The organism is Rhizobium sp. AG207R, assembly GCF_027109195.1.
GTDB lineage: Bacteria > Pseudomonadota > Alphaproteobacteria > Rhizobiales > Rhizobiaceae > Rhizobium > Rhizobium dioscoreae.
The window spans coordinates 714,794-728,107 of record NZ_JAEPVT010000002.1 but is presented as its reverse complement, the minus strand read 5'-3'; the positions used below and the strand labels follow the sequence as shown (position 1 = coordinate 728,107).

The 13,314-nt window shown below is 60.7% G+C and carries 13 protein-coding genes; 8 read left to right on the top strand and 5 right to left on the bottom strand.

The window, feature by feature from the left end; all coding sequences use genetic code 11:
• The first annotated feature begins 126 nt into the window (after positions 1–126).
• The gene (locus tag JJQ51_RS07505; protein ID WP_113330025.1) at positions 127–570 is read left to right on the top strand and encodes an SgcJ/EcaC family oxidoreductase; all 444 of its coding nucleotides are present in this window, start codon (positions 127–129) and stop codon (positions 568–570) included.
• Between the two features lie 90 nt (positions 571–660).
• Here the strand turns inward: JJQ51_RS07505 and JJQ51_RS07500 are convergent, their stop codons facing one another.
• Positions 661–2,217, bottom strand: coding sequence for an MDR family MFS transporter (locus JJQ51_RS07500; RefSeq protein ID WP_113390018.1), 1,557 nt, complete (start codon positions 2,215–2,217; stop codon positions 661–663).
• Positions 2,214–2,663 carry a MarR family winged helix-turn-helix transcriptional regulator gene (locus JJQ51_RS07495; RefSeq protein WP_113330027.1) on the bottom strand — a complete coding sequence of 150 codons (450 nt, stop codon included), beginning with the start codon at positions 2,661–2,663 and terminating at the stop codon, positions 2,214–2,216. Before JJQ51_RS07495 ends, JJQ51_RS07500 begins: the two co-directional genes overlap by 4 nt.
• Before the next feature lie 290 nt (positions 2,664–2,953).
• Between JJQ51_RS07495 and JJQ51_RS07490 the strand changes: the two genes are divergently transcribed.
• Complete coding sequence (locus JJQ51_RS07490) at positions 2,954–3,286, top strand: BA14K family protein (RefSeq protein WP_233788615.1); 333 nt, start codon at positions 2,954–2,956, stop codon at positions 3,284–3,286.
• Between the two features lie 74 nt (positions 3,287–3,360).
• On the opposite strand, the gene JJQ51_RS07485 is transcribed toward JJQ51_RS07490, so the two are convergent.
• A complete protein-coding gene (locus JJQ51_RS07485; RefSeq protein WP_113390020.1) occupies positions 3,361–4,281 on the bottom strand; it encodes an oxidoreductase in 921 nt (306 codons plus the stop codon).
• A gap of 217 nt (positions 4,282–4,498) precedes the next feature.
• Here JJQ51_RS07485 and JJQ51_RS07480 point away from each other — a divergent pair, with 217 nt between their 5' ends.
• The 5 genes from JJQ51_RS07480 to JJQ51_RS07460 all read left to right on the top strand — a co-directional run bounded on the left by JJQ51_RS07480 (position 4,499) and on the right by JJQ51_RS07460 (position 10,010).
• Positions 4,499–5,146: a class I SAM-dependent methyltransferase gene (locus tag JJQ51_RS07480; RefSeq protein ID WP_113390021.1), complete on the top strand. Its 648-nt coding sequence runs from the start codon at positions 4,499–4,501 to the stop codon at positions 5,144–5,146.
• Between the two features lie 59 nt (positions 5,147–5,205).
• The gene (locus JJQ51_RS07475) at positions 5,206–5,850 is read left to right on the top strand and encodes a TetR family transcriptional regulator (RefSeq protein WP_113390022.1); all 645 of its coding nucleotides are present in this window, start codon (positions 5,206–5,208) and stop codon (positions 5,848–5,850) included.
• A 212-nt stretch (positions 5,851–6,062) separates the two neighbouring features.
• Entirely contained in the window at positions 6,063–6,944 is an 882-nt protein-coding gene (locus JJQ51_RS07470; RefSeq protein WP_113330032.1) for an aldo/keto reductase, read from the top strand.
• A gap of 561 nt (positions 6,945–7,505) precedes the next feature.
• Positions 7,506–8,798 (top strand): alpha/beta hydrolase, encoded by a 1,293-nt coding sequence (locus tag JJQ51_RS07465; RefSeq protein WP_371864871.1) that lies wholly within the window; start codon positions 7,506–7,508, stop codon positions 8,796–8,798.
• A gap of 174 nt (positions 8,799–8,972) precedes the next feature.
• A complete protein-coding gene (locus JJQ51_RS07460) occupies positions 8,973–10,010 on the top strand; it encodes a 4-hydroxyproline epimerase (protein WP_113390024.1) in 1,038 nt (345 codons plus the stop codon).
• A gap of 198 nt (positions 10,011–10,208) precedes the next feature.
• Here JJQ51_RS07460 and JJQ51_RS07455 read toward each other — a convergent pair whose 3' ends face one another.
• Positions 10,209–10,643 (bottom strand): RbsD/FucU family protein, encoded by a 435-nt coding sequence (locus JJQ51_RS07455; RefSeq protein ID WP_113331990.1) that lies wholly within the window; start codon positions 10,641–10,643, stop codon positions 10,209–10,211.
• Positions 10,627–11,874: an ROK family transcriptional regulator gene (locus JJQ51_RS07450; RefSeq protein WP_113390025.1), complete on the bottom strand. Its 1,248-nt coding sequence runs from the start codon at positions 11,872–11,874 to the stop codon at positions 10,627–10,629. Before JJQ51_RS07450 ends, JJQ51_RS07455 begins: the two co-directional genes overlap by 17 nt.
• Before the next feature lie 245 nt (positions 11,875–12,119).
• On the opposite strand from JJQ51_RS07450, the gene JJQ51_RS07445 reads away from it, so the two are divergent.
• A complete protein-coding gene (locus tag JJQ51_RS07445) occupies positions 12,120–13,145 on the top strand; it encodes a sugar ABC transporter substrate-binding protein (protein WP_113390026.1) in 1,026 nt (341 codons plus the stop codon).
• The last annotated feature ends 169 nt before the right edge of the window (positions 13,146–13,314 follow it).

Below are 13,314 nucleotides of genomic sequence, written 5' to 3'. Positions count from 1 at the left end.
GCCCTTGCCACGAGTATCCTGACGGCGCAAAGCCGGGCTTATATATTGCGCGGCACATCCTAAGCTGGGATGTACCGGATTGTGCGTCGTACCCTATTGACAGGTGTGGCCCCATAAAAGTGTGAGATGTCACTGCATCCGGACGTTGGACAGGCCGCGCAACAAATCGTTGATGCGTTCGTTGCCGCATGGAATAGCCACGATGCCAGCGCCTTTTCCGCGATATTTGCGCAAGACGCCGATTTCACGAACGTATTTGGAATGAAGGCAACGGGCCGATCATCGATCGAGCAGTTTCATAGGCCCATATTCGAGACGATGTTCAAGGACAGTCAGCTCAAAGCCACCAAAACCCAAATGCGTCCTATCCGCTCCGATGTTGCCGCACTCGACATTCACTGGAGCATGACGGGCGCGCGCGATCCGCAAGGGAATGAATGGCCTGAACGCCATGGGCTGATCAACATGGTGATCGTGCGCGAACACGATGTCTGGTCGATCGCCGTCATGCACAACATGGACCTGCCCGAGGACGGCAAAGCGGAAGCTCAGCGTAAGCTGCAGAGTTGACGCACTCTTCAGAACCCAGCGAAGCGGGCGTCCCTGCGAATAAGCATGGGGACGCCGGACTACTGCTTCCGTGGCCATATTGTGCGCAGCTCAGCTTGGGCGTGCCTTTTCCGGCCCATGCTCCATCTTCAGCGGCAATTCCGGCAGAAACAACAGCACGATCAGCGCCAGCGCCACGATGGCTGTTCCCGTTGCGAAGGTCATGGCGATCGCGTGACGATAGAGTGCTATCGCGGCGGCATGAGCCTCGGGAGAGACCGTAGCGAGCTGTTTCATGCCAGCCTCGGTCAAGGACGATACATGCATCCCATCCAGCGCGCCGCCAGCGTTCTGAACGCGATAGGCAAGGATGGCGCCGGAGCCGGTAACGCCGATAAGGCCGCCGAGCGAGCGGAAGAAGGCGAGCGTCGCCGTTCCCACGCCGCGATGGGCTAGGGGCAGGGCATTCTGCACCGCGATCGTCATTGTGGGCATGACGAGGCCAAGACCGAGGCCGAGTGCAAAGACCGTCGGCTCGATGATCCAGAAGCCCTGACTGGTGGCTGCAGCCCAGGCGAGTACGGCGAAGGCAGCGGTTGCGAGGCTGAGACCGCAGAGCTGCGCCGGCTTGTAGCGCCCGAAGCGATGCAGCAGCACCCGACCGTTGACCATGGAGGAGATGACGACGCCGATCATCAGCGGGCCGGTGAGCAGGCCGGAATGCGATGGGCTGACCCCCATGACCATCTGAAAGAACAGCGGAAAGAAGAGGCTTGCGCCCAGCATTCCCATGAAGGTCAGGGCGAGCACGGTGCAGGCGACGACGAACAGCCGGTTGCGGAAGAGATCGGGCGGCAGCACCGGCTCTGGTTCATGCCGGATATGCAGAATGAAAAAGACGAAGAGAACGAACGCAAGGGCGGAAAGCCCGAAAATCTCAGGCGAATTCCAGGACCATTCATTGCCGCCGAGGGCCAGCACCAGCAGGAAGCTGGTCGTGCAGCTGGTCAGCAGCGCCGCGCCGAGATAGTCGATGCGGCGGCTGCGCGCCTGATGCGGCCGCTTCAGTGCCCGGCCGATCATAACGAGCGCGACGGCGCCGATCGGCAGGTTGACGTAGAAGATCCAGTGCCATGACAGGAGATCGGTGATGACGCCACCGGCGATCGGGCCGATGACGCTGCAGATGGCGAAGACGGCTGCGATCGAACCTTGATTGCGGCCGCGTCTGGCTGGCGGCACGATATCGCCGATGATGATCTGGGCCAGCGGCAGCAATCCCCCGGCGCCGATACCCTGGATCGCCCGGAAGATGATGAGCTGCGGCAGCGTCTGCGCGATGCCGCTCAGCACCGAGCCGAGAAGGAAGATGAGGATCGCCGCATAGATCATCGGCTTCCGGCCATATTGGTCGCTGAGCTTGCCGTAGAGCGGCATGGTGCTGGTTGAGGCGAGCACATAGGCGCTGACCACCCAGGAGAGGTGCGTCAGCCCGCCGAGATCGCTGACGATACGCGGCAGCGCCGTCGCGACGATGCTCTGGTCTATGGCGCCGAGGCCGAGAACGATCATCAGTCCGAGGATGACGGCGCGAATCTCGCGACGATCGGGCGGGTCGCCTGCCGCCGGAGCGGATGGTGGGGCAACATTCGGGCGAGCGGTATTCATTGTCCGATCTCCATGAGCGGTTCGATTGCGGCACGAATGGCGTCACGCTGCTGCGGCGACAGTTTGGCGAGTTCGGAGGCGAGCCAGTCGGTTCTCCGCCGTTTCAGGCTGCGGATGATGTCCTCACCTTTCTCCGTCGCCACCAGACCATTGCGGCGCCGGTCGCTCGGGTCCGGTTCCGAACGGGCGATGAGGCCATCCCGCTCCATGGCTTTCACATGCCCTGAAATCGTCGGTCCGCGCAGCTTCTCCATCCGCGCCAATTCGGCAACGCCGATGCCCGGCTGGCGCATGATGGCGACGAGCAACAAGGCATGCAGCGGCGACAGTCCGGCCTCGTCGCTCTCGCGCCGCAATTGTCGATGCAGGCGATGGAGGGCAGGACGCAACACCTCGGCCAGCGCGTAGGCTTCCTCGATTCCGTGATGACGGTCGGCTTTGCTCATCGATAGACTCGTTCACATCTAGATAGATAGGCTTCCTATCTATATACCTATCGTGCGGCATGTACTTGCGCAAGCAATAATATTGTGAAAGATTTTCAATCATTGCGCGTTGTTCATCAGTATTACGACTCGATAGGAGGAGAAGAGCTGTGAAACGATTCCTGACAACCGTAACAGTGACTGCCCTGAGCGCCCTGCTTGCGGTAGTGTCTTTCGACCCCGCGGCCGCTGCACCGATTCAGCCGCTGATCCAGCCGGCAATCCAGCAGACCGACAATCAGCTCGCTGGCCTGACCGAAGTTCAATATCGCCACCACAACAGGCACTATCGCGGGCGTCACCGTCCGCATTATCGTCCTCACTACCGTCCGCATCATCGCCCGGGTTATTGGCATGGCCATCGCGGCTATCGCTATCACCGTCCGGGCTACCGGCGTCATGGTGGCTGGTGGTATCCGATGGCCGCCTTCACCGCCGGCGCGATCATTGGCGGAGCCGTTTCGCAGCCGCCGCGCGGCAGTGCGCATGTCCGCTGGTGTGCAAGCCGCTACAAGACCTATCGTGCGTCGGACAATACCTATCAGCCGACCAATGGTCCGCGCCGCCAGTGCGTCAGCCCGTAATACGAAATGGATCGAAATCCCTCTCCGTTTCGCGGAGGGGGATTTCTTTTCAGACTGTCGCGGGAAGGCTGTCTTCAACCGGTCAACTGTTCGGAGACGTCCCACAACCGCCGCCAGATCGCCTGATCACGGGCATGAGCGGCAATCTTGGCACGCACCGGCGGACCTTTGAGCTCATAGAAACCGTTCGGGCCATACATGGCGCCGCCTTCCGCCGTAGGCGAGGTGGCCGCAAAGAGGCTCGGGAGGGCGCCGGCTGCTGCCGTATGCGATAGAAACGGCCCCAGCAATTTTGTCGCGATTTCGAGACCGCCGGCCCGATCACGGCCCATGCGCGGACCCGTGGTCTGCAGGCCGGTCGCGGCATAGCCGGGATGAGCGGCAACGCTTTTCAGCTTCCAGCCTTCGGCGCGGGCGATGCGATCGAGCTCCAGGCTGAACAGCAGCGTTGCCAGCTTCGATTGGCAATAGGCGGGCCAGGGACGATAGCGCTTGCGCCACTGCAGATCGTCGAAATTGATCCTGCCGCTGCGATGCGCCAGGCTGCTCACCGTGACCACTCGCGGATTTTCCGCAGCAGAAACCTTTGGCAACAGCCGCATCGTCCAGGCGAAATGGCCGATATAATTGGCGCCCATCTGCATTTCGAAACCATCTTCGGTCTCATGCCGGTCCGGGATGGCCATGACACCGGCATTGTTGATGAGCAGATCGATATGCGGCAGTCTATCTCCGATGCGGGTTGCCGTGCGCGCGACGGAATCGAGGCTGGCAAGATCAAGCGCTTCGAATGTCACGTCTGCGCCCGGTGTCGCCGCACGGATCTTGGCGAGTGCCTCATTGGCCCTGGCCTCGTTTCGTGAGGCGATGACGACCTTTGCGCCGGCTCCTGCCAGAGCCTTTGCTGCTTCGTAGCCGATACCGCTGTTGGCGCCGGTAATGACTGCGATGCGGCCCGTCTGCGGCGGAATATCTTTTATTGTCCAGTCTGGCATTGCGGAGCTCCTGTGAAGAGATTTTGGCATTGCCCATTGTATCTGGTAATTTCTACACTAAATGCAAGTTTGCAATAAATGAAAATATGTAAGTGCAAAATATGCGATGATGCTTGCATATCAATGGCTTTCGACGGTCTAATGGCGTGGCATGCCTTCGAATTGCCACGCTGTTCGGCCCTCATAAAATTATGTGACCGAAGATTGGATTTGCGGAATGACGACAAAGACCTCATGCGCTGATTTTGTGCAGTTCTTCCGCTCCTGGGTCAGCGATCCCCTGCGTGTTGCGGCTGTGGCGCCCTCCGGTGAGAGGCTGGCAAGGCTGATGACCCAGGAGATCGAGCCGTTCGATGGTCCGATCCTCGAACTTGGTCCGGGCACCGGCGTATTCACGCGGGCGCTGCTGGCGCGTGGCGTCCCCGAAAGTGCGCTGACACTCGTCGAATTCGGCGAGGAGTTCGCTGTCCGCCTGCGGGAGCGTTTTCCGGCGGCGCGGGTGGTGCATATGGATGCGGCGCAGCTCGGCCGATGCGGACTTTTCGATGACGCGCCTTTCGGCGCCGTCATCAGCGGCCTGCCGCTGCTGTCCATGCCGCCCTCCAAGGTGGTGGCCATTGTCGGTGGCGCCTTTGAAACGATGAAGCCGGGAGGAGCTTTCTATCAGTTCACCTACGGCCCGCGCTGTCCGGTGCAGAAACCGATCCTTGAAAGCCTGGGGCTTACGGCAAAGCGCATCGGCGGTACGGTGCGCAACATTCCGCCGGCCGGCGTCTACAGGATATCGCGGCAAAATCCTCTGGAGCTCTCGATTGCTGGCTCCAAATATCGTAGCACCGGAGAGAATGCCGGAATCAGCGCCTAAGCGCCGGAAGCCGGCAAGGCCGATTTGGGGCGGCCCGAAGTGAGTTCCGGGGGTAGCGGATGGCGAAAAAGCCGGATGTCGATGGCGCGGTGAAGGAAGGCCGGCGCGAACGCAAGCGTCGTCAAACCCGCGAACGCATCGAATCCGCCGCCTTGCGGCTGTTTCTCGATCGTGGCTTCGAGGCCACCACCATCGAGGACATCACGGAAGCTGCCGATGTTTCCAAGCGCAGCTTCTTCGATTATTTCCCCAGCAAAGAAGATGTGGTCACCGCCTGGCAGGATGGTTTTGCCCGCGAGCTGATCGGCGCGGTCGCGGCCCAGCCCGAAGATGCTTCGATCGTCGACGTCATCGAGAAGGCTGTCAATTCTGCCCTTCGTGCTGCCATCGCCGATCCGCAGAGCCTTGCTCTGGCTGCCCTGATTCACAATACGCCGACGCTTCAAGCACGCGACCAACTCAAATATGCCAAGCTGGAGAAGAAGCTTGCGGATGCACTGTTTGCCCGTGGCAGCGGCAGCGAGGAGGAGCGTCTTCGTCTTGGCATGCTTGCGGCCGCGGTCGTGACGATGCTGCGCATCGGCAGCGAGCGCTGGATGCAATCTCCGCAGGATGTTTCCGTAGAGCAGTTCGCTCGTAACCTCTTCGATGAGCTTTGGGCCACGCTTGCCGATCTCGGCAAACAGGTGCAACGGCGTACATGATGGCACCTGGCTAGACTAAGGGAAACCGCCCTGATCGGTCGCGACGCATCGCGTATCGATACATTGCATACGCCGCGATGCAGACCCATCTAGTATCGGATCGCGACTGTATCTCTCCCTCGCGAAACCCTCGATTTGCCCCTCGAATCTCGGCTCCCCTCGGATGCCGGAAACGCCAGCCACATTTCAGATCAGCAAAAGGGACTATAACCATGTCAGAATTCGACGCAGCCAAGTCCGGTCAGTTCAAGATCGGCGGTGACCTTCCCGTTCATCGTCTCGGTTTCGGCGCCATGCGCATTACCGGCGCCGGTATATGGGGTGAGCCAGAGGATCATGACGAAGCCGTCCGTACGCTGAGGCGCCTGCCGGAACTCGGCATCAATTTCATCGATACGGCCGATTCCTATGGTCCGGATGTTTCCGAACGTCTGATCAAGGAGGCTCTCCATCCCTACGGTCATGGCCTCGTGGTCGCGACCAAAGGCGGTTTGACCCGAACCGGCCCGAATGTCTGGGTGCCCGTGGGTCGCCCCGAATATCTGATCCAGCAGGCGCACAAGAGCCTGCGCAACCTCGGCGTCGATCGCATCGATCTCTGGCAACTGCATCGCATCGATTCCAAGGTACCGGCGGCGGAGCAATTCGACGCCGTGAAATCGTTGCTAAGTGACGGCATCATCCGTCATGCGGGCTTGAGCGAAGTCTCTGTTGCCGACATCGAAGCCGCATCGAAGCATTTCAAGGTCGTGACGGTGCAGAACCGTTACAATCTGGTCGATCGCACCAGCGAAGACGTGCTCGACTATTGCGAAAAGCACGGCATCGGCTTCATCCCGTGGTTCCCGCTGGCCGCCGGCGACCTCGCCAAGGAAGGCTCGCTGCTCGATACCATCGCGAAGAAGCACAATGCTGCTCCGAGCCAGATCGCACTTGCCTGGGTGCTGAAGCGCAGCCCCGTAATGCTGCCGATCCCTGGAACCGGCAAGGTCAAGCATCTTGAGGAAAATACCGCAGCGGTCGATATCGTTCTGTCCGACGAGGAGTTTGCGGCGCTCGATGCCGAGGGCAAGAAAGCCTTCAAGGCCGCATAAGCCGAAATTCGTTTGTCCGGTCGGCGGTTGCTGACCGGACAAGCGTCGGCGAGGGTGCTTTCCCCTGCAGAAACGCCGATCACAATCATGTGAATCTGAGGATTTAGGTCGATAACGACTGCAAAATAGGCGTTGGAATCTCGGAAATGCCGGTGCTATGCGATATTTTTGGCATCTGCGGAGAAAGCAATGCGCTCATTGCATTGCTGCAATGCGAAAGATAATCTGTTCATACTATCGCGAGCATTATATTTACTCCCTCGAAGGCAGCGCACTCCTCCTCCCAGCGCTCCTTCAATGATTGGCAACACTCCTCCTCCTCCCAGTTGCCAATCCGGATCAAGAGCCCGATGCATCCTCCTCCCGCATCGGGCTCTTTTTTACTTCCAGTCGGATCATCAGTTAGCGGTGTTGGACGATTGCGTTGCGCCTTTGCAATGCTGTCGCGAATTAGCATTGCGTCATGAGCCAAAGAACCGCTGGAGTCGCTTGCGCCGTGGACATGCATGCGTAGAGTGGCGCGACGTTATGGCGGTAAGGAAGGGTTGCATGATGCAGCGCATGGCGGGTTCGGACCGATGGGGGAAGCTGTTTTTCCGAACTGTAGCTGTCGTTGCCACATTGTCGCTGGCCGGATGCGGCCGTCCCATCGGGGTTATGCAGCCCATCAGTGAAAACGTGCCTGGCACATCCAAGGTCGATCTCCTCGTCGCGACGACACGCCTGCCGGACAAGGACCCGGCCATTCTGTTTTCCGGCGAGCGCGGGCCGGGGCTCAAGGTGGATGCCGTCAGTGTTTCCATTCCGCCTGAGGCCAATCGCAAGGTCGGTCAGGTGCAGTGGCCGAGCCGTCTGCCAGGCGATCCGTTGAAGAATTTCGTCACGACGGCCGTCAAGCCTTTGGCGACGGAGGCGGACGGGCGAGCCTGGGTGCATGCGGAACTGCCGAAAAACAAGCGTGTGCTGATTTTCGTGCATGGCTTCAACAACCGCTACGAGGATGCCGTCTACCGCTTCGCGCAGATCGTTCACGATTCGCACGCCGACGTCGCGCCGATCGTGTTCACCTGGCCGTCGCGCGCCAGCATTTTCGATTATGCCTACGACAAGGAGAGCACCAACTATTCCCGCGACTCGCTTGAGGAATTGTTGCGTCGCGTTGCGGCCGATCCGGCTGTCGGCGACATCACCGTCATGGCGCATTCGATGGGCAGTTGGCTCGCGGTCGAATCGCTGCGGCAGATGGCGATCCGCAATGGCCGCGTCGCGCCGAAGATCAAGAACGTCATCCTGGCGTCGCCCGATCTCGACGTCGATGTCTTCGGAAGGCAGTTCGCGGCACTCGGCAAGGACAAGCCGCATTTCACGCTGTTCGTCTCGCGGGATGACCGCGCGCTTTCGCTGTCGCGGCGCATCTCCGGCAATATCGATCGCCTCGGCCAGATCGATCCGACGGCTGAACCCTATCGCAGCGAGCTGGAAAAACAGGGGATCACCGTGCTCGATCTCACCAAGCTCAAGACTGGCGATGGCCTCAATCACGGCAAGTTCGCCGAAAGCCCGGAAGTGGTGAAGCTGATCGGCGCGCGGCTGATTGAGGGCCAGACGATCACCGATTCCGATGTCGGCATCGGCGATGCCGTCGGCGCGGTCGCCATGGGTGCTGCCCAGACGGTCGGCAGTGTCGCAGGTGCTGCCGTCAGCGCTCCGATTGCCATTTTCGATCCTCGGACGCGGGCGAATTACGGCGAGCAATGGCGTCGCGTCGGTGCGTCGGCGAACAATACCGTCGGCTCGCTCGGCGATAGCGTCGAGGCGACCGGCAACAATGTCGGCGACGCATTGAAGCAATAGCGCTGTCGCGGCATGTCCCTCAGCGGAGGCGTTTCAGCGCCGCCGCAAAACGCCATAGCCACGCCGCTCGATCTGATATATCAGAGGGGTGTGCATGGCGCTCGCTCGGTTTACCCTCCAGAATGCCTGCGTTGGCGGCGACATGACGCAACACGTCCGATGGGAGCCTGTGAAATGAGATGGAAGCGCACAATCCAGCTGCTGGATGTCCACTGCGAAGGTGAAATCGGCAAGGTTGCCATCGGCGGCGTCCCAAAAATCCCCGGCAACAGCATTGCCGAGCAGCTGCATTGGCTGAACACGGATCCGAAGGGTCAGGAACTGCGGCGCTTCCTTGTGCTGGAGCCGCGCGGTGCGCCGATCGGCTCCGTCAACCTGCTGTTGCCGGCTAAGCATCCTGAAGCCGATGCCGGTTTCATCATCCTGCAGCCGGATCAGGCACATGCAAGCTCCGGCTCGAACTCCATCTGCGTGACCACCGCTTTGCTCGAATCCGGCATTGTCGAGATGAAGGAGCCTGAAACCGTCGTCACGCTCGATACGGCCGCCGGTCTCGTGCGCGCGACTGCGACCTGCCGCGACGGCCGCTGCGAAAAGGTGCGTCTGACTATGGTGCCGTCCTTTGTGCATGAGCTGGATGTCGAGCTTGAGACGCCGCAATGGGGCAGGATCAAGCTCGATCTCTGCTATGGCGGGATTTTCTATGCGCTTGTTGATGTCGGCCAGATCGGATTGAAGATCGAAAAGGCCAATGCAGCCGCCCTCGTGCAGCCCGGCATGATCCTCAAGGAAGCGATCAACCGGGCGATGACCGTGGTCCACCCGGAAATTCCCGCAATTTCCGGCGTCGCCTATGTCATGTTCCGCGATATCGACGCCGATGGCGCGATCCGCACCTGCACGACCATGTGGCCCGGCCGCGCCGACCGTTCGCCCTGCGGCACCGGCAATTCCGCCAATCTGGCGACGCTGCATGCCCGCGGCAAGGCCAAGGTCGGCGATGTCTTTAAATCCCGCTCGATCATCGGTTCGGAGTTCGAGGTAGGCCTGCTGGCGGAGACCGAAGTTGCCGGCAAGCCGGCCGTCATCCCGACCATCACCGGCCGCGGCTTCACCTTTGGCTTGAGCCAGGTGGCGCTCGATCCCTTCGACCCGATGGCGGAAGGTTTTGCCATGACGGATGTCTGGGGGCCTTCAGCTGGAGATATTTGAGGGTAGGCGGATGATTAGCTTCTGCCATCTATGAGAGTTTCGCCCCTCACCCTAACCCTCTCCCCGCAGGCGGGGAGAGGGGACTAGTCCTGTATCCTCGTCTGAGTAAAGTGTGGGAAGGAAGGCTGCGGTTGCGCCCATCTCCTTCTCCCCGCATGCGGGGAGAGGTGGCCGAAGGCCGGATGAGCGGCGGGCCTGCTATTTTGCTGGATAAATCACACCCTTGCGCAGAATGATATTCCCATAGAGCCGGGGCTCGCTGGTCTGGATCAGCGCATGTGCCTGCTTCACCCGCTCGTAGAATTCCGCCGGCAGTAGCGGCACGACATTCATATCTGGCACATGACGGGCACAGCACTCGATCATCTCCGCATGAACGGGGTCGACGGCATCGCGGTCCTGCTTGACGGTTGCCCGGAAAATCGCCTGCGGCACGAAATCGTCGATCGGCAGCACGCTTAGCACTGCATCGAGCACGGGAATGACGCCATGGCCGTCGAGGCGGATGAGGCGGCGTCCATGTTCGAGACCGGGATAATTGCCGTCGACAAGGGCGATCTCGTCGCCGTGGCCCATGGCGCGTAGCGTCGCCAGAAGTTCCGGGCTCAACAGCGGGTCAATGCCCTTCAGCATGCTCAATCTCCTTGAAAAGAACGTTTTGGTCGATGAGGTAGCGCGCGAAGATCGGCAGGCTGGCGCCGCCGATGGCGCGGGCCTGCGGCCCCACGGCGCCCTCGATGATCTCGGGCATGACGACACCTTGAAGATCCAGTTCCGCCGCTGCCTTGATGGTTGCGCGCACCACGCGTTCCCGCACCCAGCCGGGGAAGCCGCCATCGATGACGGCAGCGCTGAAATCAAGAACGGAAGCGGAGGCGACGATCGCCTGTGCCAGTGCCTTGGCCGTATCCTGGATCCAGATCTCCAGCGGCTCGCCGAAATCGATCCAATTATCCGCCGAATACCAGAGAGGGCGTGGATCGAAACCGTGATCCCGCAATAGGTTTTCCAGCACGAAGATCGAGGCGATTTCCAGAAGCTGCCGGTTCTCGCCGTTGCGGCCGCGCACGGGCAGAGGGCCGAGCGCGCCGGCCGTCCCGGTCCGGCCAACAAAGACGGATGAATTGAGGACGATGCCGCCGCCGATGAAGGAACCGATGAAGAAATAGACGAAATCAGGATAATGCGGGCCGACGCCGAAGACCAGCTCGGCACCGCAGGCGCTGGTGGCGTCGTTCTGCAGGAAGACAGGGTAAGCGACGCGCGAAGCGATTTCGGTTCTCAGATCGAAGCCGCGCCAGGCATCCATCGCACCGGGCGGGGCACCTACCTGCTCGGCCCAATTCCAGAGCTCGAAAGGTGCCGCGACGCCCATTCCGGCAATCTTGCGGCGCTGGTCATCATGGAGGCGTCCCTCCAATTCCCTGATGCCGGCCGTGACGAAGGCGATGATGTCTTGCGGCAGCGGATATGGGTAGGTCTGATGCAGCTGCATCCTGATACCGCCGACAAAATCCATCAGCACAAGGTCGGCGCTGCGCCGGCCGATCTTGACGCCGAAGGAGAGCACCGCATCCGGGTTGAGCCGCATGGGAATGGATGGCTGGCCGACACGGCCGCGCACCGGAGCATCGCGGGATAGCAGCCCGTCCTTCTCCAGCGCGCGCATGATGACGGAGACTGTCTGCGCCGAAAGCCCGCTGCGCCGCGCGATATCGGCCTTCGACAGCGCGCCGTGACGGCGAACGAGCGAAAGCACGAGCCGCTCGTTATGGGCGCGCACGCCAAGCTGGTTCGCGCCCCCGGAGGGGTCGAGAATCGCCGGTGTTGTGGGTGTGTCCTCCGGGTCCTGCACGAGAGACATGGGCCTGCTCCTTCCATCATGGCCATGCCTGATTTTTTTCAAGAATGCCACATCGAATTAATAATTCAATCCGATTTATTTATTGACAGCTGGAAATCTTTAGGTTCAGATATGGGGGTAGGAGATGCGCATATGGCCGTGGAGGAGGTCCACTGGAAATAATCCGACAGGCATGGCGCGTCTTCAAGCCGGGTTGAGGCCCGGGGCTGCCGGAAGGTCCGGCTTTTAAACATCGGGAGGATTGAATGAAGAAATCTGTTATTTCCGCCGCCGTCGCCGCCCTGGCGCTCGGCGTTGCTTTTGCCGCACCTGCGAAGGCTGCCGGCGTATCCGCCTGCCTCATCACCAAGACCGATACCAATCCCTTCTTCGTCAAGATGAAAGAGGGCGCGACCGCCAAGGCCAAGGAACTCGGCGTGACGCTGAAGTCCTATGCCGGCAAGATCGATGGCGATAGCGAAAGCCAGGTTGCTGCGATCGAGAGCTGCATCGCAGATGGCGCGAAGGGCATCCTGATCACCGCCTCCGACACCAAGGGCATCGTTCCCTCGGTCAAGAAGGCACGCGATGCCGGCCTGCTGGTCATCGCGCTCGACACTCCGCTTGAGCCGGCCGATGCGGCCGACGCCACCTTTGCCACGGACAATCTGCTCGCCGGCAAACTCGTTGGCCAGTGGGCCAAGGAAACGCTGGGCGACAAGACCAAAGACGCCAAGATCGGCTTCCTCGATCTGACGCCGTCGCAGCCGTCGGTCGACGTTCTGCGCGACCAGGGCTTCATGATCGGCTTCGGCATCGACCCGAAGGATCCGAACAAGATCGGTGACGAAACCGATGCGCGCATCGTCGGCCATGACGTCACCAACGGTAACGAAGAGGGCGGCCGCAAGGCCATGGAAAACCTTCTGCAGAAGGATTCCAGCATCAACGTCATCCACACGATCAACGAGCCGGCTGCAACCGGCGCCTATCAGGCTTTGAAGGCCGTCGGCCTCGAAAAGCAGGTGCTGATCGTGTCGATCGACGGCGGTTGCCCGGGCGTCAAGTCGGTCAAGGATGGCGTAATCGGCGCGACTGCGCAGCAGTATCCGCTGATGATGGCGGCCCTCGGCGTCGAGGCGATCAAGAAGTTCGCCGACTCGGGTGAGAAGCCGAAGCCGACCGAAGGCAAGACCTTCTTCGACACTGGCGTTTCCCTGGTGACGGACAAGCCGGTCTCCGGCCTGAAGTCCATCGACACCAAGGAAGGTCTCAACAAGTGCTGGGGCTAAGCCCCTCACGAATGTGATATAGTCCCTTCAGAGCCGCGTCATGCGCCTCATGGCGCGGCTCTTTGACAGGGAGAAGACAATCGCAACAGTCACGTCGGTCGGGCTCAGATCCTGGCTGGCCCCCAACAGCCGGCGGTTTCCGCGCATGTGCGCGGTGGCGGAGGAATAA